Origin of the sequence: Streptomyces sp. NPDC048565, assembly GCF_040650935.1 — a bacterium.
Classification (GTDB): domain Bacteria; phylum Actinomycetota; class Actinomycetes; order Streptomycetales; family Streptomycetaceae; genus Streptomyces.
This window is the reverse complement of record NZ_JBEZIH010000002.1, coordinates 286,589-311,258: the sequence shown is the minus strand read 5'-3', so window position 1 is coordinate 311,258 and position 24,670 is coordinate 286,589. Positions and strand designations below refer to the sequence as shown.

The 24,670-nt window shown below is 71.2% G+C and carries 26 protein-coding genes, 1 tRNA gene and 1 riboswitch; of the genes, 22 read left to right on the top strand and 5 right to left on the bottom strand.

What is annotated here, in order from left to right:
* Positions 1-13: 13 nt before the first annotated feature.
* A riboswitch (cobalamin riboswitch) is annotated at positions 14-90 on the bottom strand.
* Between the two features lie 206 nt (positions 91-296).
* The 4 genes from AB0C75_RS03710 to AB0C75_RS03695 all read left to right on the top strand — a co-directional run bounded on the left by AB0C75_RS03710 (position 297) and on the right by AB0C75_RS03695 (position 4,431).
* On the top strand, positions 297-1,604 hold the full coding sequence (locus tag AB0C75_RS03710; RefSeq protein WP_362886698.1) for a cobalamin biosynthesis protein CobG: 1,308 nt from the start codon (positions 297-299) through the stop codon (positions 1,602-1,604).
* A 67-nt stretch (positions 1,605-1,671) separates the two neighbouring features.
* The gene (locus tag AB0C75_RS03705) at positions 1,672-2,298 is read left to right on the top strand and encodes a precorrin-8X methylmutase (protein ID WP_362886696.1); all 627 of its coding nucleotides are present in this window, start codon (positions 1,672-1,674) and stop codon (positions 2,296-2,298) included.
* Positions 2,295-3,824: a precorrin-2 C(20)-methyltransferase gene (locus AB0C75_RS03700; RefSeq protein WP_362886694.1), complete on the top strand. Its 1,530-nt coding sequence runs from the start codon at positions 2,295-2,297 to the stop codon at positions 3,822-3,824. Before AB0C75_RS03705 ends, AB0C75_RS03700 begins: the two co-directional genes overlap by 4 nt.
* 91 nt (positions 3,825-3,915) lie before the next feature.
* On the top strand, positions 3,916-4,431 hold the full coding sequence (locus AB0C75_RS03695) for a DinB family protein (RefSeq protein WP_362886692.1): 516 nt from the start codon (positions 3,916-3,918) through the stop codon (positions 4,429-4,431).
* A gap of 19 nt (positions 4,432-4,450) precedes the next feature.
* Here AB0C75_RS03695 and AB0C75_RS03690 read toward each other — a convergent pair whose 3' ends face one another.
* A complete protein-coding gene (locus tag AB0C75_RS03690) occupies positions 4,451-5,194 on the bottom strand; it encodes a cobalt-precorrin-6A reductase (RefSeq protein ID WP_362886937.1) in 744 nt (247 codons plus the stop codon).
* A 42-nt stretch (positions 5,195-5,236) separates the two neighbouring features.
* Between AB0C75_RS03690 and AB0C75_RS03685 the strand changes: the two genes are divergently transcribed.
* The gene (locus tag AB0C75_RS03685) at positions 5,237-6,355 is read left to right on the top strand and encodes a cobalt-precorrin-5B (C(1))-methyltransferase (RefSeq protein ID WP_362886690.1); all 1,119 of its coding nucleotides are present in this window, start codon (positions 5,237-5,239) and stop codon (positions 6,353-6,355) included.
* Positions 6,356-6,374: 19 nt separating this feature from the next.
* Here the strand turns inward: AB0C75_RS03685 and cobM are convergent, their stop codons facing one another.
* Entirely contained in the window at positions 6,375-7,124 is a 750-nt protein-coding gene (cobM, locus tag AB0C75_RS03680; RefSeq protein WP_362886688.1) for a precorrin-4 C(11)-methyltransferase, read from the bottom strand.
* The gene (gene cbiE, locus AB0C75_RS03675) at positions 7,121-8,392 is read right to left on the bottom strand and encodes a precorrin-6y C5,15-methyltransferase (decarboxylating) subunit CbiE (RefSeq protein WP_362886687.1); all 1,272 of its coding nucleotides are present in this window, start codon (positions 8,390-8,392) and stop codon (positions 7,121-7,123) included. Before cbiE ends, cobM begins: the two co-directional genes overlap by 4 nt.
* Positions 8,393-8,574: 182 nt before the next feature.
* Between cbiE and AB0C75_RS03670 the strand changes: the two genes are divergently transcribed.
* The 5 genes from AB0C75_RS03670 (at position 8,575) to AB0C75_RS03650 (ending at position 12,586) form a co-directional block, all read left to right on the top strand.
* On the top strand, positions 8,575-9,000 hold the full coding sequence (locus AB0C75_RS03670; protein ID WP_362886685.1) for a YciI family protein: 426 nt from the start codon (positions 8,575-8,577) through the stop codon (positions 8,998-9,000).
* 153 nt (positions 9,001-9,153) lie between these two features.
* Entirely contained in the window at positions 9,154-9,765 is a 612-nt protein-coding gene (locus tag AB0C75_RS03665; protein ID WP_362886683.1) for an HhH-GPD-type base excision DNA repair protein, read from the top strand.
* A 42-nt stretch (positions 9,766-9,807) separates the two neighbouring features.
* On the top strand, positions 9,808-11,433 hold the full coding sequence (locus tag AB0C75_RS03660; protein ID WP_362886681.1) for a M20/M25/M40 family metallo-hydrolase: 1,626 nt from the start codon (positions 9,808-9,810) through the stop codon (positions 11,431-11,433).
* Between the two features lie 118 nt (positions 11,434-11,551).
* Entirely contained in the window at positions 11,552-11,848 is a 297-nt protein-coding gene (locus AB0C75_RS03655) for a type II toxin-antitoxin system VapB family antitoxin (RefSeq protein WP_014155093.1), read from the top strand.
* Positions 11,849-11,989: 141 nt separating this feature from the next.
* On the top strand, positions 11,990-12,586 hold the full coding sequence (locus AB0C75_RS03650) for a LytR C-terminal domain-containing protein (RefSeq protein ID WP_362886935.1): 597 nt from the start codon (positions 11,990-11,992) through the stop codon (positions 12,584-12,586).
* Positions 12,587-12,664: 78 nt separating this feature from the next.
* Here the strand turns inward: AB0C75_RS03650 and upp are convergent, their stop codons facing one another.
* Positions 12,665-13,300, bottom strand: a complete 636-nt coding sequence (gene upp, locus AB0C75_RS03645) for a uracil phosphoribosyltransferase (protein ID WP_031097280.1) — start codon at positions 13,298-13,300, stop codon at positions 12,665-12,667.
* A gap of 115 nt (positions 13,301-13,415) precedes the next feature.
* Between upp and AB0C75_RS03640 the strand changes: the two genes are divergently transcribed.
* The 10 genes from AB0C75_RS03640 (at position 13,416) to AB0C75_RS03595 (ending at position 20,790) form a co-directional block, all read left to right on the top strand.
* Positions 13,416-13,652 (top strand): hypothetical protein, encoded by a 237-nt coding sequence (locus AB0C75_RS03640; protein WP_362886679.1) that lies wholly within the window; start codon positions 13,416-13,418, stop codon positions 13,650-13,652.
* Positions 13,653-13,870: 218 nt separating this feature from the next.
* Entirely contained in the window at positions 13,871-14,458 is a 588-nt protein-coding gene (locus tag AB0C75_RS03635; protein WP_362886933.1) for a hypothetical protein, read from the top strand.
* An 81-nt stretch (positions 14,459-14,539) separates the two neighbouring features.
* Positions 14,540-14,968, top strand: coding sequence for a tRNA adenosine(34) deaminase TadA (gene tadA / locus AB0C75_RS03630; protein WP_362886931.1), 429 nt, complete (start codon positions 14,540-14,542; stop codon positions 14,966-14,968).
* 78 nt (positions 14,969-15,046) lie between these two features.
* Positions 15,047-15,131, top strand: a tRNA-Ser gene (locus AB0C75_RS03625).
* Between the two features lie 239 nt (positions 15,132-15,370).
* Positions 15,371-16,018, top strand: a complete 648-nt coding sequence (locus AB0C75_RS03620; RefSeq protein WP_362886677.1) for a TetR family transcriptional regulator — start codon at positions 15,371-15,373, stop codon at positions 16,016-16,018.
* A 112-nt stretch (positions 16,019-16,130) separates the two neighbouring features.
* Positions 16,131-17,747 (top strand): MDR family MFS transporter, encoded by a 1,617-nt coding sequence (locus tag AB0C75_RS03615; protein WP_362886929.1) that lies wholly within the window; start codon positions 16,131-16,133, stop codon positions 17,745-17,747.
* A gap of 429 nt (positions 17,748-18,176) precedes the next feature.
* Complete coding sequence (locus AB0C75_RS03610) at positions 18,177-18,341, top strand: hypothetical protein (RefSeq protein WP_362886675.1); 165 nt, start codon at positions 18,177-18,179, stop codon at positions 18,339-18,341.
* 10 nt (positions 18,342-18,351) lie between these two features.
* A complete protein-coding gene (locus AB0C75_RS03605; RefSeq protein ID WP_362886673.1) occupies positions 18,352-18,645 on the top strand; it encodes a Dabb family protein in 294 nt (97 codons plus the stop codon).
* Positions 18,646-18,831: 186 nt separating this feature from the next.
* The gene (locus AB0C75_RS03600; protein WP_362886671.1) at positions 18,832-19,689 is read left to right on the top strand and encodes an RNA polymerase sigma factor SigF; all 858 of its coding nucleotides are present in this window, start codon (positions 18,832-18,834) and stop codon (positions 19,687-19,689) included.
* Between the two features lie 234 nt (positions 19,690-19,923).
* The gene (locus AB0C75_RS03595; protein ID WP_362886669.1) at positions 19,924-20,790 is read left to right on the top strand and encodes an RNA polymerase sigma factor SigF; all 867 of its coding nucleotides are present in this window, start codon (positions 19,924-19,926) and stop codon (positions 20,788-20,790) included.
* A 188-nt stretch (positions 20,791-20,978) separates the two neighbouring features.
* On the opposite strand, the gene AB0C75_RS03590 is transcribed toward AB0C75_RS03595, so the two are convergent.
* Positions 20,979-21,194: a hypothetical protein gene (locus tag AB0C75_RS03590; RefSeq protein ID WP_362886667.1), complete on the bottom strand. Its 216-nt coding sequence runs from the start codon at positions 21,192-21,194 to the stop codon at positions 20,979-20,981.
* 327 nt (positions 21,195-21,521) lie between these two features.
* Between AB0C75_RS03590 and AB0C75_RS03585 the strand changes: the two genes are divergently transcribed.
* Together AB0C75_RS03585 and AB0C75_RS03580 are read left to right on the top strand one after the other, a co-directional pair.
* Positions 21,522-22,034: a MarR family winged helix-turn-helix transcriptional regulator gene (locus AB0C75_RS03585; RefSeq protein ID WP_362886665.1), complete on the top strand. Its 513-nt coding sequence runs from the start codon at positions 21,522-21,524 to the stop codon at positions 22,032-22,034.
* 23 nt (positions 22,035-22,057) lie between these two features.
* Positions 22,058-24,547 (top strand): MFS transporter, encoded by a 2,490-nt coding sequence (locus tag AB0C75_RS03580; protein ID WP_362886663.1) that lies wholly within the window; start codon positions 22,058-22,060, stop codon positions 24,545-24,547.
* Positions 24,548-24,670: the final 123 nt, after the last annotated feature.

Below are 24,670 nucleotides of genomic sequence, written 5' to 3'. Positions count from 1 at the left end.
TGTCGAACGGCTGGAGTTCCTGACTCGCACGGCCTTCGGGGGCCGGGCTCACAGTGGCGGGACCGCGCCGGATTCTCACCGGGCTTCCTCCGTGTCGCCGTCTGGCGATGGCGGGCCGAACGGACCGCCGCTAGGCATAGTAGGCGGCGGGTGGGGGGTCCTGACCAGACGGCCCCCGCCCTGACCGGCACGGCACCGGGTGTCCGGTGCGTCACGGACCGGCACGGCAACGGGTGTCCGGTAGGTCACAGTGACGGCAGGGCCCCGCCACGGTCACGGTCGGTATGCTCGCCGCCATGCCCGCCTCCCCCCTCGCGGCCTCGTCCGAGGCCGTCACGTCCCGGTCCACGGGCGACGCGTGTGCCCGGAGCAGCGGTGACGCCTGCCCCGGCGCGCTGCGTCTGCACCGGGCGGACGACGGGGCACTGGCCCGGATCCGTATACCCGGCGGAGTGCTGACATCCCACCAGGCGGCGGCGCTCGGGCAGGCCGCCGAGCTCTTCGGTGACGGTGAGCTGCATCTCACCTCCCGTGGAAACGCGCAGCTGCGCGGGCTGGCCCCGGAGTGCGGTGCCGAGCTGGCCGGGCTGCTCGACGGGGCCGGACTGCTGCCCTCCACCCGTCATGAACGCGTACGCAACGTGGTCGCGTCCCCGCTCTCCGGGCTCGACGGCCTCGGGGCCCTCGACATCCGCCCCTGGCTGACCGGCCTCGACCGCCTTCTGTGCGGAAGTGAGAGCGCAACGGCGCTCTCCGGACGCTTTCTGTTCGCGCTCGACGACGGCCGTGGTGACGTGGACGCTCTCGGCGCCGACCTCACCCTGCGCGGCGACGACGACGGCGCCCTGCTGCGCGTCGGGGACGGCGATGCCGTACTCCGCGTCCCCTCTCCCGAAGCCCCCCGCGCCGCGCTGCTCGCCGCCGAAGCCTTCATCGACGCGGCCCGCGACAGCGGAGCCTGGCGGATCAAGGACCTGCCGGACAGCGGCGCTGCGCTGCCCGCCGAGGTCGGGCGCCGGCTCCGCCTGGCAGGCGTCACCGTGTCCGATGGCCACCTCCCCCGCCCCGTCGAAGCACTGCCCCCGGCCCCAGGCCCCGTCCCTGGCGGCGCCCCTGAGGCCGCGGTGTCCGTCGGCGTACCGCTGGGGCGGCTGGACCTGGCGCAGTGGCGGCTGCTGTCGAGCGCCGGGGAGCTGCGCCTCACCCCCTGGCGCGGGGCCGTGGTCACCGGAATCGCGCCCGGCCGTGCGGAGGACCTGCTCACCGCCCTCTCGGAGTCCGGCCTGATCACCGGTCCAGGCTCCCCCTGGGCGGGTGTGGGGGCCTGTATCGGACAGCCCGGCTGCGCGAAGTCACTGGCAGACGTACGGGCCGAGGCGGGGGCCGCCGTCGGGCCGGCCGGCCGGCTCCCTGTGTACTGGTCCGGGTGCGAACGCCGCTGCGGTCACCCGCACGGGGAGTGGATCGATGTGGTCGCCACCCCCGAGGGACACCGGATCTCCCATGTGCGGGGGGACCGGGCCGCCGAGGCGTCGACGGTCCTGGCCGGCGACCCGGCCGCGCTCGGCGCCGCCGTGGCGGCGGCCAGGGGCCCACGCACCTGACCACCACGCATCACCCCCTGCACGCATCACCCTCTGTTCGAAGTTCGAAGACGAAAGCGACAGCACTGTGCATCAGTACGAGAAGGACGGACCGGCGATCTACCGCCAGTCCTTCGCGACCATCCGCGCGGAGGCGGACCTGGCAGGGCTGCCCGCCGATGTGAGCCAGGTCGCCGTCCGCATGATCCACGCCTGCGGCATGGTCGACCTCGTACGCGATCTCGCCTTCTCACCGAACGCGGTGGCCGACGCCCGCGCGGCCCTGCGCTCCGGCGCCCCGATCCTGTGCGACGTGGCCATGGTCGCCAGCGGTGTCACCCGCAAGCGGCTGCCCGCGGACAACGACGTGATCTGCACCCTGTCCGACCCCGCCGTCCCCGCTCTGGCCGCGAAGCTCGGCACCACGCGCAGCGCCGCCGCGCTGGAGCTGTGGCGGGACCGGATGGAGAGCGCGGTCGTCGCCGTCGGCAACGCTCCCACCGCCCTCTTCCGGCTGCTGGAGATGATCGAGGAGGGCGCCCCGCGCCCCGCGGCCGTCATCGGTGTGCCCGTCGGTTTCATCGGGGCCGCCGAGTCCAAGGAGGCCCTGGCCACCCACCCTTCGGGTCTTGAGCACCTCGTCGTACGGGGCAGGCGCGGTGGCAGTGCCATGGCCGCCGCCGCCCTCAACGCGATCGCCAGCGAGGAGGAGTGAGCGTGCCCGAGCAGCAGCGCACCCAGGGCACCGGGCGGCTGTACGGCGTCGGGCTCGGCCCGGGTGATCCGGCCCTGATGACCGTGCGGGCCGTGCAGATCATCGGCGAGGCCGACGTCGTCGCCTACCACTCCGCCCGGCACGGACGCTCCATCGCCCGCTCGATCGCGGAGCGGTACATCCGCGCCGACCACATCGAGGAGGCGCTGGTCTACCCGGTCACGACGGAGACCACGGACCATCCGGGCGGTTACCGGGGCGCGCTGGACGAGTTCTACGCCGAGGCCGCGGCCCGCCTCGCGGTGCACCTGGACGCCGGACGCACCGTCGCCGTGCTCGCCGAGGGTGACCCGCTCTTCTACGGCTCGTACCAGCACATGCACAAGCGGCTCGCCGGCCGGTACGACACCGAGGTCATCCCCGGTGTCACCTCGGTCAGCGCCGCCGCCGCCCGCCTGGGCACCCCGCTCGTCGAGGCCGAGGAGGTGCTGACGATCCTGCCGGGCACCCTGCCCGAGGAGGAGCTGACGGCACGTCTGGCGGCCACCGACTCCGCCGTGGTGATGAAGCTCGGGCGGACGTTCCCCGCCGTGCGCCGCGCGTTCGAGGCGTCCGGGCGGCTGCCCGATGCGCGGTACGTCGAGCGCGCCACCATGGCAGGGGAGCGGACGGGCGAACTGGCGGACACCGACCCGGACTCCGTGCCGTACTTCGCGGTCGCCGTGCTGCCCAGCCGGATCGACGCGGTCCGCCCCTCGCCCGCTGCGGCCCCGGGTTCCGGCGAGGTCGTCGTGGTCGGCACCGGTCCTGCCGGGCCGCTGTGGCTGACGCCCGAGACCCGCGGCGCGCTGGCCGCCGCCGACGACCTGGTCGGTTACACGACGTATCTGGACCGGGTGCCGGTACGGCCGGGCCAGCGGCGCCACGGCTCCGACAACAAGGCCGAGTCCGAGCGGGCCGAATTCGCCCTGGACCTGGCACGCCGTGGCCGCCGTGTAGCCGTGGTGTCCGGGGGCGATCCCGGGGTCTTCGCGATGGCGACGGCCGTCCTGGAAGTGGCCTCGCAGGACGCGTACACGGACATCGAGGTGCGGGTGCTTCCCGGGGTGACCGCGGCCAACGCCGCCGCCGCCAAGGCGGGTGCGCCGCTGGGCCACGACTACGCCACCCTCTCCCTCTCGGACCGGCTCAAGCCGTGGGAGGTCATCGCCGAACGGCTGCGCGCCGCGGCCACGGCCGACCTCGTCATGGCGCTGTACAACCCCGGCTCCCGCAGCCGGACATGGCAGGTCGGCAAGGCCCGTGACCTGCTGCTCGAACACCGCTCCCCGGACACCCCCGTGGTGCTCGGCCGCGATGTCGGGGGGCCGGCGGAGAGCGTGCGTACGGTGCGGCTGGCCGATCTGGATCCGGGCGAGGTGGACATGCGGACGATCCTCATCGTCGGTTCCTCGCAGACACGGTGGGTGCGCCGGGGCGACGGACGGCAGATCGTCTGGACACCCCGCCGCTACCCGGAGGGCTGAGAGCCTGTCGGGTGGCCGCCGGTCGCCAGGGCTGAGGGGGTGGCCGCCGGTCGTCGGACCGTTGTCGGACCCCCGTGCCACGATGGCGGTCATGAGCACTCCCGAACGCCCCATGCCTCCCCTGGACGCCGACGAGCGGACCTCCCTGGAGAGCTGGCTCGACTTCTACCGCGTCACGCTCGCCCAGAAGTGCGACGGCCTGGCGGACGACCGGCTCCGCGAGCCGGCCGCCGAGCCGTCGCCGATCACCCTGCTGGGGCTCGTCCAGCACCTGGCGGAGGTCGAGCGGAACTGGTTCCGCCGGGTCCTCGCCCAGGAGGACGTACCCCCGATCTACGACCCCGAGGCCGATCCGAGGGGCAGGGCCGAGGGCTTCGACGTGGCGCAGGACGCGACGTACGAGAAGGCGCGTGCCATATGGCAGTCGGAGATGGACCGGGCCAGGGAGAACTGCGCGGCGCGCGGGCTCGATGACACCGTCCCGTTCGGCGGCGGTGGCCAGGTCACCCTGCGCTGGATCTACACGCACATGATCGGCGAGTACGCACGCCACTGCGGCCACGCCGACCTGGTGCGGGAGCGCATCGACGGCCGTACGGGCGTCTGAGCGGGTCAACGCCTCGGGCTCACGAGCCTGTGAGCCTCCGCAGCAGGGCGAGGGCCTCCTCCGGGGTGCCCGCCACCGGCACCCCCTCGGGGACCGGCGGCCGGCCGACCACCACCACCGGGATCCCGGCCTCGCGGGCGGCGGCCAGCTTGGGCGCGGTCGCGTCGCCACCGCTGTCCTTCGTGACGAGGACATCGATGCGGTGGAGCCGGATCAGCTCCCGCTCGCCCTCCAGGGAGAACGGCCCCCGGTCGAGCAGCACCTCCATCCGCGCCGGATGCGGGGCATCCGGGGCATCCACCGAGCGCATCAGGAACCACAGCGAGTCCAGTCCGGCGAACGCGGCCAGACCCATGCGCCCCGTGGTGAGGAAGACGCGCGAGCCGAGCTCCGGCAGCAGCTCCGCCGCGCCCGCGAGCGAGCCGGTGAGGTGCCATCGGTCGCCCTCGACCGGCACCCAGCCGGGCCGCCGCAGAGCCAGCAGGGGAACATGGACAGTGGCGGCAGCCGAGGCCGCGTTGAAACTGATCGTTCCGGCGAAGGGATGGGTGGCATCGATGACCGCATCCACATCGTGTGCGCGGAGCCACTCGGCCAGGCCGTCGGCCCCGCCGAAGCCCCCGACACGTATCTCGCCGGGCGGCAGCCGCGGCCGGGCGACGCGTCCAGCCAGTGAGCTGGTCACCCTGGCCCCGTCCACCGCCACCAGCAGCTCCGCGAGGCGACGGGCCTCCGTCGTGCCGCCGAGGACGAGTACGTGCAACGGCATCGGATCGGTCCATCCATGAGCGGTGAGGCGCGGGGCATGAGCGGTGAGGCGCGGGGCGGGCGCACCGCCCAACTCAAGCACACCGGTCTCCGGCCGGGATGGACGACCGGGGCCTGTGCCACAGCGGCGACCACGGCCGCCTACACGGCCCTGCTGACCGGCGAGTTTCCCGATCCGGTGACCATCACCCTGCCCAGGGGCCAGACCCCCGCCTTCGCACTCGCGGTGGAGGAACTCTCCGAGGGCCGGGCCACGGCGGGCGTGGTCAAGGACGCGGGCGACGACCCGGACGTCACGCACGGCGCCCTGGTCCGGTCCACCGTGCGGATGCTGCCGGCGGGGTCCGGGGTGGTGTTCCGGGCCGGGCCCGGCGTGGGGACGGTGACCCTTCCCGGGCTGCCGCTCGATGTCGGGGAGCCCGCGATCAACCCCGTGCCCCGGCAGATGATGCGGGACCATGTCGCGCGGGTGGCCGCGGAGCACGGCGGGACCGGCGATGTCGAGATCACGGTCTCCGTGGACGACGGCGAGGAGATCGCACGTTTCACGTGGAACATCCGCCTGGGCATCCTGGGCGGAATCTCGATCCTCGGCACGACCGGCATCGTCGTGCCGTACTCCTGCTCGGCCTGGATCGACTCGATCCGCCGTGGGGTGGACGTGGCGCTCGCGGCCGGGCACCGGCATGTCGCCGGGTGCACGGGCTCGACATCGGAGAAGACCGTGGTCGCCGAGTACGGGCTGCCGGAGATCGCCCTGCTGGACATGGGGGACTTCGCGGGCGCCGTGCTGAAGTACGTACGCCGTCATCCGGTGGAGCGGCTGACCGTCTGCGGCGGGTTCGCCAAGCTGTCCAAGCTGGCCGCCGGGCATCTCGACCTGCACTCGGGCCGTTCCCAGGTGGACAAGCCCTTCCTGGCGCGGCTGGCGCGGCAGGGCGGCGCGAGCGAGGCGCTGGCGGCGGAGATCGAGGTGGCCAACACCGGGCTCGCGGCACTGCAGTTGTGCGCGGCGGCCGGCGTACCGCTGGGCGATCTGGTCGCTGTGGCCGCCCGGGATCAGGCGCTGTCGGTGCTGCGGGGGGCGCCGGTGGCGGTGGACGTCATCTGCATCGACCGGGCGGGGGCCGTCGTGGGGCGCAGCGAAGCACGCTGACCCCCGGTGGCCGCGGCCGTCAGCAGGTGTGGCGGTCGCGCGCCGGGGAGTACAGATGGCTGTCACGGAACTGCTCCGCGCCCAGCGTCCGGCCGACCATGATCACGGCTGTACGGATCACCCCGGCCGCCTTCACCTGCTCCGCGATGGAGTCCAGCGTCCCGCGCAGGATGATCTCGTCGGGACGCGAGGCCATGGCGACCACTGCGGTGGGGCAGTCCGCCCCGTAGTGCGGCAGCAGCTCGTCGACCACCCGGTCCACGTAGCGCGCCGCGAGGTGCAGGACGATCAGCGCGCCGCTGCGGCCCAGCGTGGCCAGGTCCTCGCCCTCGGGCATCGCCGTGGCCCGCTGGGCGATGCGGGTGAGGATCACGGTCTGGCCGACCGTGGGCACCGTCAGCTCCCGCTTGAGCGCCGCCGCTGCCGCCGCGAACGCGGGTACGCCCGGCACCACTTCGTAGGGCACGCCCGCCTCGTCGAGCCGCCGCATCTGCTCGTTGACCGCGCTGAAGACCGACGGGTCGCCGGAGTGCAGCCGGGCCACGTCCTGGCCGTCCTCGTGGGCCCGCACCAGCTCGGCGGTGATCTGGTCGATGTCGAGCAGGGCGGTGTCCACGAGCCGGGCGTCCTGCGGGCATTCGGCGAGCAGTTCGCGCGGCACCAGGCTGCCCGCGTACAGGCAGACCGGGCTGGCGGCGAGGAGGCGGGCGCCGCGCACCGTGATCAGGTCGGCGGCGCCGGGGCCCGCGCCGATGAAGTACACGGTCATCTGTCGTCTCCTGGAGCGTGCGAGGTTTTCTGTACGGACCACTGGGTGACGGGCATGGCCTGACGCCATCCGGTGAACCCGCCGACGGGCACGGCGTGGGCCACCGCGAGGCGGACCAGGTCACCACCGAGCCGCCGGTACCACTCGGCGAGCAGCGCCTCCGACTCCATCGTGACCGTGTTGGCGACCAGCCGGCCACCCGGAGGAAGCGCCTCCCAGCAGGCGTCGAGCAGCCGGGGGGCGGTCAGTCCGCCGCCGATGAACACCGCGTCGGGCACGGGCAGTCCGGCCAGGGCGTCCGGCGCGCGGCCGGTGACCACACGGAGCCCGGGGACGCCGAGCCGGTCCGCGTTGCGGACGATGCGGCGCGCCCGCTCGGGGTCGCGTTCCACGGTGACGGCGCGGCAGGACGGATGGGTACGCATCCACTCCGCCGCGATCGACCCGGAGCCGCCGCCGACGTCCCACAGGAGCTCACCCGGGGCAGGCGCGAGCACGCCGAGCGTGGCGGCCCTGACATGGCGCTTGGTGAGCTGGCCGTCGTGCTCGTACGCCTCGTCGGGGAGCCCGGGCACGGCTCCGACGCGCAGGGCGTCCGGAGCGCTGCGGCAGTCCACGGCGATGATGTTGAGCGGGTCGCCCGGCGGGTGCGCCCAGGTGTCGGCGGCCCCGTCCAGGCAGTCCTCGGCCGGGGAGCCGAGCTGTTCGAGCACCCGCATCCGGCTCGGCCCGAAGCCCTGCTCACGCAGCAGCGCCGCCACGACGGCGGGTGTGCCGGCATCGGCGGAGAGCACCAGCACCCGGCGCCCGTCGTACAGCGCTGCGGCCAGCCGGGCCGTGGGGCGGCCGACGACGGTGACGGTCTCGGTGTCCTCCACCGGCCAGCCGAGCCGGGCACAGGCGTACGACACCGAGGACGGGTGCGGCAGTACGCGGAGCGCACCGGCGCCCAGCTCCTCGGTGAGGGCACGGCCGATGCCGTAGAACATGGGATCGCCGCTGGCCAGTACGGCGGTCCTGCTGCCCGTGTGCGCCGCGAGCAGACCGCGTACGGCGGGCCGCAGAGGTGACGGCCACGGCACCCTCAGGCCCGCGCAGTCCGGCGGGAGCAGTTCCAGCTGGCGCGCGCCGCCGACCAGGACCTCCGCGTCCAGGAGCACGCTCCGGGCGCTCTCCGCCAGCCCTGCCCAGCCGTCGGCGCCGATCCCCACGACGCTCACGGCGGACGCGGGTGCCGGAACGGCGGGCGGGGGTGACACGGGTGACACAGCCGGTACCTCGGTGTTGGTGGGACGACGCAGCCGAACTCTACGGGGGCGGCTTCCCGACCCGCGCGGCGGAGTGATTCCGAGGAACCTCCCGCGTGGTGTCGAGAACCCGCCGTCGGCTTCGGCGTCCCCTGTGAGAGTCGCCCACCAGGGGCGGCGACCGAGAACCGAGGAGCGACACCATGAAGTACCTCGTGATGATTCAGGGCTCGCAGTCCGACTACGACGCCATGTCCGGCAAGCCGTCGGCGGAGAGCCCCGCCTGGAGCGAGAAGGACATGCAGGCGATGTTCGCCTTCATGGGAGGGGTCAACAACGACCTGGCCGAGTCCGGCGAACTGATCGACGCCCAGGGCCTCGACGCCCCCGCCAGGACCCGCGCGGTACTGCCCGGCACGGACGGGCGGCCGGTCGTCACTGACGGCCCCTACGGGGAGACGAAGGAGCAGCTCGCCGGATTCTGGGTGCTCGACTGCGAGAGCCTGGAAAGGGTCACCGAGATCGCCGCACGCATCGGTCAGTGTCCGCAGCCCGAGGGCGCACCCGTCTACCCGGTGCTGATCAGGCCGATGGACGCCCTGAGCGACCCCGAGGGTGCCGCCGGATGAGAGGCGCCGTGTGAACGCCGGACCGACCCGGATCGACGACCTGCCGCGCCACCACGCGCCGCAGGTCCTCGGCGGGGACGCCGGGTAGCGGAGCCGGCACCCACGGCCACGCACGAGTCGCCGATCCCGCTCACTCTCGCGATCATCGGATGCATGACCAAGAGCGACAACGGCAAGGCCCGCACCGTGCGGATCGCCCAGGAACCCGAAGCGGACGAGCTGCTGGGCCGGAGCCCGCTGGCCGCCCTCGTCGGCATGCTGCTGGACCAGCAGGTCCCCATGGAATGGGCCTTCACCGGACCGTTCACGCTCGCGCGGCGCATGGGGTCGGACGACCTGGACGCCCGGGAGATCGCCGCGTACGACCCGGACGCCTTCATCGAGCTGTTCACCACGAAACCGGCCCTGCACCGGTATCCGGGCTCCATGGCCAAGAGGGTGCAGCAGCTCTGCCAGTACCTGGTCGACGAGTACGACGGGCAGCCCGAAGCGGTCTGGACGGACGCCGCCACCGGAGCCGAACTGCTGAAACGGCTCAACGCACTGCCCGGGTTCGGCACCCAGAAGGCACGGATCTTCCTGGCACTGCTGGGCAAGCAGTTCGGCGTACGCCCGACGGGCTGGCGGGAGGCCGCGGGTCCGTACGGCGAAGAGGGCTCGCACCGCTCGGTGGCCGATATCACCGGCCCCGACTCGCTCGCCGAGGTGCGGGCGTACAAGCAGCAGGCGAAGGCGGCGGCCAGGGCGGCCGGCCGGTCCCGCTGACCGCCGCTCACCACCCGCTCGGACCACCCGGAAGGAACCCCTGTGCGCTCAACACGTCGCAGAGTCACGGCGGTCGCGGCCGGCGTGGCCCTGGCCACACCGCTGCTCCTCGCCGCCTCACCCGACCACAGGCACGCGTCGCCCGACCACAGGCACGCCTCACCCGACCACAGGTACGCGTCGCCCGACCACGAGCACGCGTCACCCGACCCCGCGTCCGCGGCGCACGACCCCGCCCAGGACGCCGCCGAGCTCGCACGGCAGCTGGTCGACCGCGCGTCCGCCGAGGACGCCTACCGGCACCTGGAGCGGTTCCAGGCCCTGGCCGACTCCTCGGACGGCCACCGCGCGGCCGGCTCACCCGGGCAGGAGGCCTCGGCCGCCTACGTCCTCCAGCTGCTCCGGAAGGCCGGATACCGGGCCGGCTACCAGGCGTTCGACTTCGTCTACACCGAGACGCTCGCCGAGAAGCTCTCCGTGGTCTCTCCCACGCCCCGTGACATCGCGATCAGGGCGATGACGTATTCCGCCTCCACCGACGAGGGCGGCATCACGGCGGCCGTCGCCGCCGTCCCCGCCGACGGCGCCGCGGGCTGCGAGGCCGCCGACTACGCGTCGTCGGACGTCACCGGCCGGATCGCCCTGATCGAGCGGGGCGGCTGCACCTTCGCGGAGAAGCAGACGGCAGCCGCGGCGGCGGGCGCGGTCGGCGCGGTGATCTACAACAACACCGAAGGAGGCCTCTCCGGCACCCTCGGCGACGCGAAGGCGGGGAAGATCCCCACCGGCGGGCTCACCCAGGACGAAGGTGAGAAACTCGTCGCCGACCTGGCGAAGGGCGAGGTGAAGGTCTCCTTCGAGATCCGTGAGTTCCGGGAGGACCGCGTCACCCGCAACGTCGTCGCCGAAACCCCCGGCGGGGACGCCACGAAGACGGTCATGCTCGGCGCACACCTCGACTCGGTCACCGACGGACCCGGCATCAACGACAACGCGTCCGGCTCGGCGGGACTCCTCGAAGTCGCCCTGGAGCTGGCCAGGACCCACCGGACACCCGCCAACAAGGTGCGATTCGCCTGGTGGTCGGCGGAGGAGAACGGCCTGCTGGGTTCGGAGGCGTACGTCGCGAAGCTCTCCGAGGCCCAACGCGAGAAGATCGCGCTCTACCTCAACTTCGACATGATCGCCTCCCCGAACGGAGCGCAGTTCGTCTTCGACGGCGACGACTCCGACGGCGCGGGCGCGGGCCCGGGGCCCGAAGGATCCGCCCAACTGGAGCGGGACATCAACGCGTTCCTGGACAGCCGGGGCAAGCCGCACACCGGCACGGACTTCAGCGGACGCTCCGACTACGGGCCGTTCGTCGAGGCCGGCATCCCGTCCGGCGGCACGGACACGGGCGCCGAGGGCATCAAGACGGCCGCCCAGGCCACGACGTACGGCGGGACGGCCGGCGTCGCGTACGACCCCTGCTACCACGCCGCCTGCGACGACCTGGACAACATCGACATGGGGCACTTCGACACCAACATCGATGTGATCGCCCACGCGGTGGGCACCTACGCCCAGGACCTGAGCTCCCTGACCCGCCCGGTCACCGCCGCGTCCGCGGCCGACAAGGGAGGCGGCGGCCTGCGGCAGGGACATGCGCAGAGCGTCACCGAATAGCACGCAGCTCGCGAGCACCTCGCACGCGCCGGTTTGAACACCTTCACACCGCTCTGGCCGGACTTGCGGCGATGTCCCGTGGCTGCGCCCGGAGGCCCTTGACCGGTAGGCTTTCCGTGTGATCTTCAAGCGCATCGGAAATGGGCGGCCATATCCCGACCACGGCCGGGAAAGCACCCGTCAGTGGGCGGACGTCGCGCCGCGCCCGGTCCGTCTCGACCAGCTGGTGACCACCAAGGGCCAGCTGGACCTGGAGACCCTGCTCGCCGAGGACTCCACGTTCTACGGCGACCTGTTCGCCCACGTCGTGAAGTGGCAGGGCGACCTCTATCTCGAGGACGGACTGCACCGCGCCGTGCGCGCCGCTCTGCAGCAGCGCCAGGTGCTCCACGCACGCGTGCTCGAAATGGGCTGAACCCGCCACTCCCACACATGGAGCATTTCGGGCCTTTCGGGTGCTTTTATGCTCGTACGGGTGCCATGGGCTGATCGTTTAGTAGGCATCATCACCAGGTCGCACTACGCTGCGGCCATGAGCATGCTGACCCCTCCCGGCATGGGCGGAAAGTACCGCATCACGGGTGACAAGTACCCCCGGCTGCGCCGCCCCCGTCATCGCCGCAAGCTGGTCCTTTCGGCGGCCGCCGCCGTGGTCGCCCTCGGCCTGGCCGGTTGGGGCACGCTCCAGATCGTCGACGTCTTCACCGGCGGCGACAATCAGGCCAGCGCGGCGGACCGCCCGAAGGCCTGCCCCTCCCCGAGCGCTTCGGCGTCCGCGAAGGCGCTCCCGAAGCCGGCCACCATCAAGGTCAACATCTACAACGCGACGCCCCGCAGCGGACTGGCCAAGACCGCCGCCGACGAGCTCAAGAAGCGCGGCTTCGCCATCGGCAAGGTGGACAACGCCCCGGCCGCGTACGACAAGAAGGTGCCGGGCACCGGGGTGCTGCTCGGCGGCACGACCGCGATGAACGGCTCGTTCCCGGTGCTCGCCACCCAGCTGCCGGGGGCCACGCAGAAGACCGACACCCGCAGCACGAAGGACGTCGATCTGATCATCGGTACGAAATTCAAGGCGTTCAGCACGCCCGCGGCCGCGGCGACCGCCCTCACGGCCCTCACCCAGCCGTCCCCGGCGCCGTCCTCCTGCTGAGAGGCGGCACCACGGGCCGGGGTGGCCCGCAGCACCACGGCCGGGGCGGCCAGGCCGTCGGCAGCCCCCGTCAGCAGGTCAGTCGGCGGTGCCGTACATCCGGTCGCCCGCGTCCCCGAGCCCCGGCACGATGTAGCCGTTCTCGTTGAGCCGCTCGTCGACCGAGGCCGTCACGACGGTGACCGGGGTGCCGGCCAGCTCGCGCTCCATCACCTCGACGCCCTCGGGCGCCGCGAGCAGCACGACCGCGGTGACATCGTCCGCGCCACGCTTGATCAGCTCCCGGATGGCCGCGACGAGCGTGCCGCCGGTGGCCAGCATCGGGTCCAGGACGTAGACCTGGCGGCCGGAGAGGTCCTCCGGCATCCGCGTGGCGTACGTCTCAGCCTGGAGCGTCTCCTCGTTGCGGATCATGCCCAGGAAGCCGACCTCGGCCGTCGGGAGCAGCCGCACCATGCCGTCCAGCATGCCGAGCCCGGCACGCAGGATCGGGACGACCAGGGGGCGCGGATACGACAGCTTCACACCGGTCGTGGGCGTCACCGGGGTCTCGATGTCGACCTGCTCGGTCCGCACATCCCTGGTGGCCTCGTACGCGAGGAGGGTGACCAGCTCGTCGGCGAGCCGCCGGAAGGTCGGGGAGTCGGTGCGCTTGTCGCGCAGTGTGGTGAGTTTGTGCGCCACCAGCGGGTGGTCGACGACGTGGATCCGCATGGCGTCAACAGTAACCGGGCCCCGGAGGGGCTTCTCGCCAGTCCGCGCTGGCATCAAGCGCCTGTTCGGAGGGAAGGTGGGGGCATACGGACCCAGGCTTGGGGTGGTGTGTCGATTGTCCGACGGGGAGCAGCGGAATCAGCGGCAGGCCGGACGCGACGCGCGCGACGTGCCCGACGCGCCGGATGACGTGCCGGACGCGCAGGAGAGTGACATGGCCCGCCGGAGGCGCAGGGCGCAGTTCCTCCGTGAGCTCAACGAGGCGAAGCAGCTGCGCGACCGGGTTCAGCCGCGCCGGGCCCGCGCGGCCCGTATGCGCCAACAGATGCGGATGCGTACGTTCCGCTGGTGAGGCCTCCTCCCGGGACTGCCGGAGCGCACCCGGACGGGCCACGGGAGAACCGCGGGCGGACGCGCACCCGGAAGAACTGATGGCCGACGCAACGGCCGAAGAGGTCTCGCATCGCGCTCGTTTCTGCCACGATGCCGATTGGGCGGGGCCCAGAGCAGCCGGATGACCGTCTGCCCTCCCGTCGGACCGATTCCCTTATGACCAGTGGGAGAGTCACGGTGTACTTCGCCGCACTGCTCGCGCGCACCGAAGACGGGTGGGAAGCGAGCGATACAGAGCTCGACGATGTGGAAACCCTGTCCGACCTGACGGATCTGGCCCGCGAGGCCTCGGTGGACGAGGACACGGTCCTCGTCTACATCGAGCAGGAGGACGCCTGGTTCGGCGTCGTCCGGGTGGACGGTGAGGAGGACCCCCGTATCTACATCTCGGACGCGTCCGCCGCCGCCCGCTCCTCGTACGGGGAGATCCTGCTCACCGATGAACTGCTCGGCCGCGAACCGGGGGCCGAGGACGAGATCGCCGCACTCGAGGAGCTCGTCGACCTCGACGACACGGAGGACGTCGAGCCGGATCCGCCTCAGCCCGACGCCGACAACGAAGGCAGCGCCGGCACCGCTGTCACCGACCCCGACCCCGACCTGGACCACGACCCCGACGCCGTACCGACCGGGCCGCTCGGCGATCTCGGAGTCCTCGCCGACCTCGGCCTGTCCGAGAAGGATCTGCTGACCCTGCGTACCGACGCCCTGGCGGAGATCGCGGACGCACTGGGAGCGGCCGAGGTCCTGGAGGCCGTCCGTTAGGGTCCGCGGGTGAACGCACCACCACCCACACCCTCCTCACCGCCTCCCGCCGATCCCGTACGGGACCCGTGGCAGGCATCCATGCGCCAGGCCCTCGACGAGGCGGCGCAGGCGGCGTCGGCCGGCGATGTGCCGGTCGGCGCCGTTGTCCTGGGCCCGGACGGCGCACTGCTGGCCACCGGCCACAACGAGCGCGAGGCGACCGGTGATCCGACGGCGCACGCCGAGGTGCTCGCCCTTCGCCGCGCAGCCACCGCTCTCGACGCCTGGCGGCTGACCGGTTGCACGCTGGTCGTCACCCTGGAGCCCTGCACGATGTGCGCGGGCGCACTCGTCCAGTCCCGGATCGCCCGGGTGGTCTACGGCGCACGCGACGAGAAGGCCGGCGCCGCGGGCTCCCTGTGGGACGTCGTACGCGACCGCAGGCTCAACCACCGCCCCGAGGTGATCCACGGCGTCCTGGAGGACCGCTGCGCCGCCCTGCTCACCGCGTTCTTCCGGGAGCGCTGAGGCCACCTCCCGGACACCGCGGCCGGGCGCCGGGAATCGGATTTCGGACCAGGCCCGGCATGGTCTAAACTCTCTCTCGGTAGCGTGTCCGAGCGGCCGAAGGAGCTCGCCTCGAAAGCGAGTGTGGGGAAACTCACCGTGGGTTCAAATCCCACCGCTACCGCAGGTAGATGAAGGGACCGACCCGTTTGGGTCGGTCCCTTCACTGCGTTCCGTCTCAGTTGGCCCGAACGAGAGCCCCGGAGGCGCCATCGTCATCGTCCGGGGCGGCGGACGCCGGCGCCGGGAGTGTCGAGGCGACGATCGCGGCCGGCGCTACGACCGCAAGGCCTTCCCCCGGGTGGCGCCGAAGCGAGTGCTCACACTTCAAATAATTTTGCAGGGTATGCATTTTTGCTTACTATGCACGACGTGCCGAAGACGACAACCTCCACACCCGGGCTGCGGGAGCGCAAGAAGCAGGCAACCCGCACGGCACTCGCCGAGGCGGCCGTGCGGCTCGCCGCCGAGCACGGTGCCGAGAACGTCACCGTCGAGGCCATCAGCGAGGCTGCCGGTGTCTCACCCAGGACGTTCTTCAACTACTTCCCCAGCCACGACGACGCGTTCGTACTGGTCGACGACGCGGTGGGCGAACGGATCAGGGAGTCCGTGCGCCGCGCCCCCGCCGACCGGCCGCCGCTCGACGTCGTACGCGACGCCCTCGTCACCGAGCTCGACGGATTCGAGGGGCGCCAGGAGCTCTGGGCCCTCCAGTCCAAGGTGCTCCAGCGGTCACCGCACCTCATCCAGCGCGGCCTGAAGGCGCACGTGGCGGACGAACGTGCCCTGGCGGTCGCCATCACCGACTGGCTCGACACCACCACGCCTGGACCTGACGGGCCGTCCGGAGCCGGCATCTTTCCCCGGCTCCTCGCCGCCGTCACCCAGACCGCCCTGCGGGTCGCCATCGAGCACTGGTGCGAGCACCCGGGCGAGACCGTACTGGCGGATGCCTTCCAGGACGCCTTCGCCCAGCTGGCGCAGGGCCTTCCACGGCCGCCCGGGTGACCCTGCCCGCCGCTGTTCCCGCCCGCCCGCACAACCACCGACCCGTTCTGATCCCGTACCGAAGAAGGACACCGTGACCGCAGCCGAGGCGCCTGAACAGTCGCCCACCTCCATGTCCAACCGTCAGATACTCCAGGCGATGTCCGGCCTGATGGCGGGCATGTTCGTCGCCATCCTCGCGGGCACGGTCGTCGCCAACGCCCTGCCGCGGATCATCGCCGACCTCGGGGCGAGCCAGTCCTCGTACACCTGGGTCGTGACCGCCGAGCTGCTCGCCATGACGGCCACCGTGCCGCTGTGGGGCAAGCTCGCCGACCTGTTCAACCAGAAGCTGCTGCTCCAGCTCTCGCTCAGCCTGTTCGTGGTCGGTTCCCTGGTGGCCGGCTTCTCCCAGGACGTCGTCACCCTGATCGTCAGCCGTGTCATCCAGGGCATCGGCGCCGGTGGCCTGACGGCACTGGCCCAGATCGTGATGGCCGCCATCATCCCGCCGCGCCGGCTCGGCAAGTACGCGGGCATCTTCGGCGCCGTCTTCGCCGTCGGTACGGTCGCGGGGCCGCTGATCGGTGGTGTCCTCGTGGACACCTCGTGGCTCGGCTGGCGCTGGTGCTTCTTCGTCGGTGTGCCGTTCGCGCTGGCCGGGATCGTGCTGCTCCAGCGCACCCTGAAGCTGCCGACCGTACGCCGCCAGGTCAGGATCGACTGGCTGGGCGCCTTCCTCATCGTGACCGGCGTCTGCGCGCTGCTGATCTGGACGTCCCTCGCGGGCAACAGCTTCGACTGGGCGTCCTGGCAGACGGCCGCACTGGTGATCGTCGGGCTCGTGCTCCTGGTCGCGGCGGTCTTCGTCGAGCGCAGGGCCGCGGAGCCGATCATTCCGCTGGACATCTTCCGCAACCGCACGGTGTCGCTCACGACCCTGGCGAGCTTCTTCGTCGGTATCGCGATGTTCGCCGGGACGGTGTTCCTGTCCCAGTACTTCCAGATCTCGCTGGGCAAGTCCCCGACGGCCGCGGGGCTCATGAGCCTCCCGCTGATCGGCGGTCTGCTGGTGTCGTCGACGGTCGCCGGCCAGATCATCTCCGCGACCGGCAAGTGGAAGGTCTACCTCATCGCGGGTGGCGTCGTCATGACGGCCGGCCTCGGCCTGCTCTCCACCATCGACGCCGACACGCACTTCGGCCTGCTCAGCGTCTACATGGCGTTCATGGGCATCGGCGTCGGCATGCTGATGCAGAACCTCGTGCTCGCCGCGCAGAACGACGTACCGGCGCACGAGCTGGGCGCCGCGACCTCCGTGCTGTCCTTCTTCCGCAGCCTCGGCGGCACCATCGGCACCAGTGTGCTCGGCGCGATCCTCGCCAACCGGGTGGCCAGCGAGATGACCAAGGGCCTCTCGGAGGCCGGAATGCCGACGGCGGGCGGCGGCCACAGCAGCGCCGTGCCCGACATGACCACGCTGCCCGAGCCGGTGAAGCAGATCGTCGAGCACGCCTACGGCATCGCGACCGGCGACCTCTTCCTGGTCGCGACCCCGTTCGCCTTCCTCGGTCTCGTCGCGGTGTGCTTCATCAAGGAGAAGCCCCTCAAGACGACGAGCGGCATGGAACGCCTCGCCGCCGAGGAGGCCGACGCGGCCGCGGGCGCGGCCGTTCCCGCGCCCCGCAGCCCCGGGGACGCGGACATTGCGGACGCCGCTCCCGGCGCGGTCGGTCTGCAGAAGGACTGACCCGGACGGACGTACGCACCTGTCCGTACGCACGGACAGGTCTGTCACGCACGCACGGATGACACGAAGGGCCCGGCGCGGTGTGCGCCGGGCCCTTCGGATGTCAGGTCGGGGGGAGCGGCATCGGGGGGACAAGCCGCTCCCCCCGATGAGAACGGGGCCCTGGGCCCTCGCCGCGGTCGGGGGAAGTCACGCGGTGGGGACCTCGTGGAGGTCCCGTTCCTCGGCCCGCGCATTCCTGCCGGTGCTACGGGCTCACTGCCCATCCTCCTCCCCGCCGTAAGCCCCGCACGCCGACAAAGGGCCCGAATCGGCAGGTCCTTAGGCCTTAAAAGCCACATCAGTGATCCGGAACGCCCACTGGATACGGCCGTGTGTGCGGCTAGAATCACCCGACTGCACAGGTGAACGAAGGGGAGGGGCAAGGCTGTGGTGCAAGCGAGGAAGATCGCGCTCTACATGATCGTGGTCTTCGTGCTGTACACGATCATCACCTCTCCCGAGCGGAGCGCCGACCTCGTTCAAATAGGGTTCGAGGGAGTTTCGAGCGCCGCGCAGAGCGTCGGAGACTTCATGTCCGAGCTCGTGAAGTAGGAGTCGCACCATGATCCGCCACCTGGTCCTGTTCAAGCTGAACGACGGCGTCGAGCGGGACGACCCGCGGGTCGTCGCGGGTGCGGAGGCCTTCCGCCGGCTCGACGGGAAGATCCCCGAGCTGCAGTTCTGGGAGTGCGCCTGGAACATCACCGACCGGCCGATCGCGTACGACTTCGCCATCAACTCGGCGGTCGCCGACGAGGACGCGCTCAAGCGGTACATCGAGCATCCCGAGCACCAGGCCGCGGCCGGACAGTGGCGCGCGTTCGCCACTTGGGTGATCGCCGACTACCCCTTCTGACCCCTCCGAATCGCCGGTCCCACCCGCCCCTCCCCTACAGGAGAGGGGCTTTTCGGCATGTTTAAACCAAAACACCCTCAACACGACTCCATGCGGTGCTTGCACACAGTGGACATGTCTTGTGATGCTATGACCGCTTTTGACGGATGAGTTGACCGTAGTTGACCGCAAAGGGGTGGCGACACCGTGCCGGCCAGTACAGCGCCTCAAGTCCCGCCCCAGAACGTCCAGACGGACGACATCCAGACCGAGACACCCGACCCCACCACCCCGGCCAGAACCCGGGGCGCGGACACCAGAGCGCTGACCCAGGTGCTCTTCGGGAGGCTCAAGGACCTCGAAGCCGGCACCCCGGAGCACCACAGGGTGCGCGCCGCGCTGATCGAGGCGAACCTGCCGCTCGTGCGATACGCGGCGGCCCGCTTCCGCAGCCGCAACGAGCCGATGGAGGACGTCGTCCAGGTCGGCACCATCGGCCTGATCAACGCCATCGACCGCTTCGACCCGGAACGCGGCGTCCAGTTCCCCACGTTCGCCATGCCCACCGTGGTCGGCGAGATCAAGCGCTACTTCCGCGACAACGTACGGACCGTGCACGTCCCGCGGCGGCTGCACGAGCTCTGGGTCCAGGTCACCGGTGCCACGGAGGACCTGACGACCGCTCACGGCCGCTCACCGACCACCGCAGAGATCGCCGAGCGCCTGAAGATCTCCGAGGACGAGGTCCTCGCCTGCATCGAGGCGGGCCGGTCGTACCACGCGACCTCACTGGAGGCGGCGCAGGAGGGTGACGGGCTGCCCGGGCTCCTGGACCGCCTCGGCTACGAGGACCCGGCGCTGGCCGGGGTCGAACACCGCGATCTGGTCCGGCACCTGCTAGTCCAGTTGCCCGAGCGCGAACAGCGGATCCTGCTCCTGCGCTACTACAACAATCTGACGCAGTCACAGATCAGCGCCGAACTGGGTGTCTCCCAGATGCATGTGTCAAGGCTTCTGGCCAGAAGTTTCGCCCGACTGCGATCCGCAAACAGGATCGAAGCGTAACCGGAACGGGTAGACCCCGAGGAGACAGGATCCCGGGGCGTAAAAGCCGCACACCCCCTGTTTCCTGCGCGGTTCCGGCGCTGACTTGTCGACAAGTCACTACAGCGTGTTGCCGACATGTGACATTCTGCTGGAACCGCGTTTGCCGCAGCCCCACCTCCGGTATTCAGGTGGAGGCTGCGTTCCTCCGATGGTCGTGGCCACCGCGACCGTCCGCGACCTCAAGGGGGTGGCATGTCCACAGAACAGGGCAGCTCGAAGGTGCTCACGCTCACGAAGAGCGTGCCGGCACCTGCCGTGCTCACCAGCTCGCCGGAAGCCATCGACACCCGCACGCTGTCCCGCTCCCTGTTCCTGCGGCTCGCCGCACTGGGCCCCGCACCGGGCCCCGACGGAACGGACAGCCCGGAGCGGGCCTATGTGCGGGACACACTGATCGAGCTCAACCTCCCGCTGGTGCGGTACGCGGCGGCACGGTTCCGGAGCCGTAACGAACCCATGGAGGACATCGTCCAGGTGGGGACGATCGGCCTGATCAAGGCGATCGACCGCTTCGACTGCGAACGGGGCGTGGAATTCCCCACGTTCGCGATGCCGACCGTGGTGGGGGAGATCAAGCGCTTCTTCCGCGACACCTCGTGGTCGGTGCGAGTTCCGCGCCGGCTCCAGGAGCTGCGGCTCGCCCTCACCAAGACCAGCGACGAGCTCGCCCAGAAGCTGGACCGCTCGCCGACGGTGCCGGAGCTGGCCAAGGCGCTCGGGGTCTCCGAGGAGGACGTGGTCGACGGCCTGGCCGTGGGCAACGCCTACACGGCCTCCTCCCTGGACTCACCGTCCCCCGAGGACGACGGCGGCGAGGGCTCGCTGGCCGACCGCCTGGGGTACGAGGACGCGGCGCTGGAAGGCGTCGAGTACCGCGAGTCCCTGAAGCCGCTGCTGGCCAAGCTCGCCCCGCGCGAGCGGCAGATCATCATGCTGCGCTTCTTCGCCAACATGACGCAGTCGCAGATCGGCGAGGAGGTCGGCATCTCACAGATGCACGTCTCCCGACTGCTGACCAGGACGCTCACGCAGCTCAGGGAGGGGCTCATCGCCGACTGACCCGCTCCGGGGTCACCACCGACCCGGAAGGTCCGTACGGAACGGCTCACGAGGCCGCCGGGGCACCACGCAGCGCCGCCCCGGCGGCTTCGCCGCGTCGGGGCCCCGCACGGGTCCCCGACGCAGACGCTCCCGCACCGGAGGCCGGTGCGGGAGCGGAAGCTGGTGCGGAAGGGGACGGGCGGCGGTCAGCCGAGCGCGAGCCAGGCGACCGCGCCGAGGACGACGATGACCGCGACGACGGCCACGATCACCCCGGTCTTCGAGCCGGACGTGGTCGCGGCGGGCTGCTGCCTGCCCTGCGGCTCGCCGTCGTCGACGAACGCGCGGAACATCTGCGTGCTGCCCGCCGGGTCGTGAGTGCCCTCGGGGCCCGGCTGCGGGGCGTGCGGGTTGTGTGCCATGGCCCAGGACCCTAGCGAACGCAGGCGTTCCGCCCAACCCCCGGGGCCACGGGGGGCGATGCCCTTCCCACGTGTCCACGGCCTCTTCACCCGTTCGCCGGAGCGCTCCGCGCCCCCTCCACACGCCCCCTGCCCCATGAAGGGCTGTGGCGAGGAACACATCCGGCACACCCCCACCCCCTCTGCGCTGCACGCTTGACCGGGCCCCTACGTGGGCTTTTGCCTTCCTTTACTTCTGCAAGGGCCATTTCGTTTGCCTGCGGCAACCAACCGCTTCTATCGTTGCCCTAAGCAACAAGATGACCTCGCAAGACGTCTGGAGGGTCAGTGGCAGCACGGAGCCAGTACGAAGAACTGGCCCGGCAGCTCAGCGCCGTCGGTGCCGTCAAACGGGGCCTCACCCGCATCCTGCCCGCCGAGTGTCCCGGTGGCTCGGCCACCGTGCTGACGCTGCTGGCCAAGTACGGGGAGATGCGGATCTCCCGCCTTGCCGAACTCCTGTCCGTCAACATGTCGGTGACCAGCCGTCATGTCACCCACGCGGTGGACAGCGGCTGGGTCGAACGGTCTCCTGACCCCGCGGACAAGCGGTCCCGCATCCTGCGGCTGACCCCCGCGGGCGACGAACTGATCGATGAGCTGAGCCGACGGACGACCGAGATGTTCGCCGACCACCTGGTCGACTGGTCCGACGACGAAGTCGGTCAGCTCAACACGTTGTTGTCCCGGCTGCGCGACAGCTTCTCCTGCCGCGGCCCCGGAGGGTGTGCCCCGGGAAGGCACAGCGGCGACTGCCGCGCCGGGCACTCCGACGACGCACACACCCGTACACCCGTGTAACAGAAGCGAAGAGAAGGAATTCAATGGCTACGACCACACCATCCGGTGTGCGGGGCGGCCACGCCAAGCACGGGGCTCCCGAAGCCCCCGCAGGCACGCCGATGACACACCGGCAGATCATGGAAGCGCTGACCGGGCTGCTGCTCGGCATGTTCGTCGCGATCCTGTCGTCGACGGTCGTCTCCAACGCGCTGCCCGAGATCATTTCCGACCTGGGCGGCGGCCAGAGCGCCTACACCTGGGTCGTGACGGCCTCGCTGCTGGCCATGACCGCCACCACCCCGCTGTGGGGCAAGCTCGCTGACCTGTTCAGCAAGAAGCTGCTGGTCCAGATCGCGCTGCTCATCTATGTGGGCGGTTCCATAGTCGCCGGTCTCTCGACCAGCAGCGGCATGCTCATCACCTGCCGTGTGGTGCAGGGCATAGGCGTCGGCGGTCTCTCCGCCCTCGCCCAGATCGTGATGGCCGCGATGATCGCCCCGCGCGAGCGCGGTCGCTACAGCGGCTACCTCGGCGCGGTCTTCGCCGTCGCCACCGTGGGCGGTCCGCTCCTCGGCGGTGTCATCACCGACACCAGCTGGATGGGCTGGCGCTGGTGCTTCTACGTGGGTGTGCCGTTCGCGGTCATCGCCCTGATCGTCCTCCAGAAGACCCTGAAGCTCCCCGTGATCAAGCGCGAGGGCGTCAAGATCGACTGGTTCGGCGCGTTCTTCATCAGCGCCGGCGTCTCGCTGCTGCTGCTCTGGGTGACCTTCGCGGGCGACAAGTACGACTGGATCTCCTGGCAGACCTGGACGATGCTCGCCGGCACCGCCGTGCTCATCGCCCTGTTCCTGATAGTCGAGTCCAAGGCCCGCGAGCCGATCATCCCGCTGCGCCTCTTCCGTAACCGGACCATCACGCTGGCCTCCGCGGCCTCGTTGTTCGTCGGTATCGGAATGTTCGCGGGCACCGTCTTCTTCAGCCAGTACTTCCAGCTGGCGCGGGGCAAGTCGCCGACGATGTCCGGCGTCATGACGATCCCGATGATCGCCGGACTCTTCCTGTCCTCGACCCTGTCGGGCCAGATCATCACCAAGACGGGCCGCTGGAAGGCCTGGCTGGTCAGCGGTGGCTTCCTGCTCACCGCGGGTCTCGGGATGCTGGGCACCATCCGGTACGACACCGAGTACTGGCACATCGCGATCTTCATGTTCGTGATGGGTCTCGGCATCGGCATGATGATGCAGAACCTGGTGCTCGCCACGCAGAACCAGGTGGCTCCCGCCGACCTGGGCGCGGCCAGCTCCGTCGTGACGTTCTTCCGTTCCCTCGGTGGCGCCATCGGCGTCTCGGCACTGGGTGCCGTCCTCGGCAACCGCGTCGCCCACTACGTCAAGGACGGCGTAGCCGGCCTCGGCGCCGACGGCGCCGCGGCGAGTGGCACGGCCGGCGGGGGCATCCCCGACCTGGACACGCTCCCCGGTCCGTTCCGTACGGTCGTGGAGGCTGCCTACGGCCACGGTGTCGCCGACGTCTTCCTGTACGCCGCTCCGGCCGCGCTGGTCGCCTTCCTCCTTACGATCTTCATCAAGGAGGTCGCCCTCAAGACCAGGGCGGGCAACGACAGCACGCCCGACGAGGTCGCCACCGCGACCGAGTCCGTCGAGGCCACCGTCGGCGCCGCACCGGTCTCCGAGGGAGTCGCCGGGGTCGCCCCGGCCGACGCCCTGGAGCAGATCACCGCAACCACGGAGCTGACCATTCAGGGAACACCTGTTCGTGGTGTGGTGCGGGGCTCCGAGGGTGCACCCGTCGCCCGCGCCGCCGTCACACTGATCTCGCTGGGCGGCCGGCAGCTGGGGCGCTCCGTCGCCCAGGCCGACGGCGGCTACGTACTGGACGCTCCGGGCTCCGGCAGCTACGTCCTGATCGCCTCCGCCGACGGTTTCCAGCCGCAGGCGTCCACGGTGGTCGTCGGCGACGAGCCGCTGGCCTTCGACATCCTGCTCGCCGGTACGAGCGGCCTCTCCGGGACCGTACGCACCGCCGAGGACGGCACCCCGGTGCGGGGCGCCATGGTCGTCGTGACCGATGTGCGCGGCGACGTACTGGCCACGGGCGTGTCGAGCGACGCGGGTGAGTTCACCTTCGGTGAGCTGATCCCCGGCTCGGTGACCGTCGCCGTCACCGCTGCGGGCTTCCGTCCGCTGGCCCTGCCGGTGGAGGTCGGTGGCCAGGGTGTCACCCGCGCCGACGTGGCCCTGCGGGCCGGTGCGCAGGTGCGGGGTGTCGTCAGGGCCGGCTCCGGCCGGGCACCGCTGAACGACGCCCGGGTCACCCTGATCGACGCGGCAGGCAACGTGGTCGCCACGTCGACGACCGGCGAGGACGGCGTGTACGCCTTCCCCGACCTGGACGCCGGTGAGTACTCCGTGATCGCGACCGGCTACCCGCCGGTGGCCGGCTCGCTGTCCGTGAGCGGCGCCGGGGTCGACGGTCACGACATCGAGCTCGCCCACCCGGGCGAGTAGGACCGGCCGTAAGGTCCACGCAAAGACCTCCGGTGGCACGGCGCTTCGAGCGGAGACGCCGCGCCACCGGTGGAAATGGGCCCCGGGGCGGGAACGGCAGGCAGGGGACGGCCTGCTGATCCC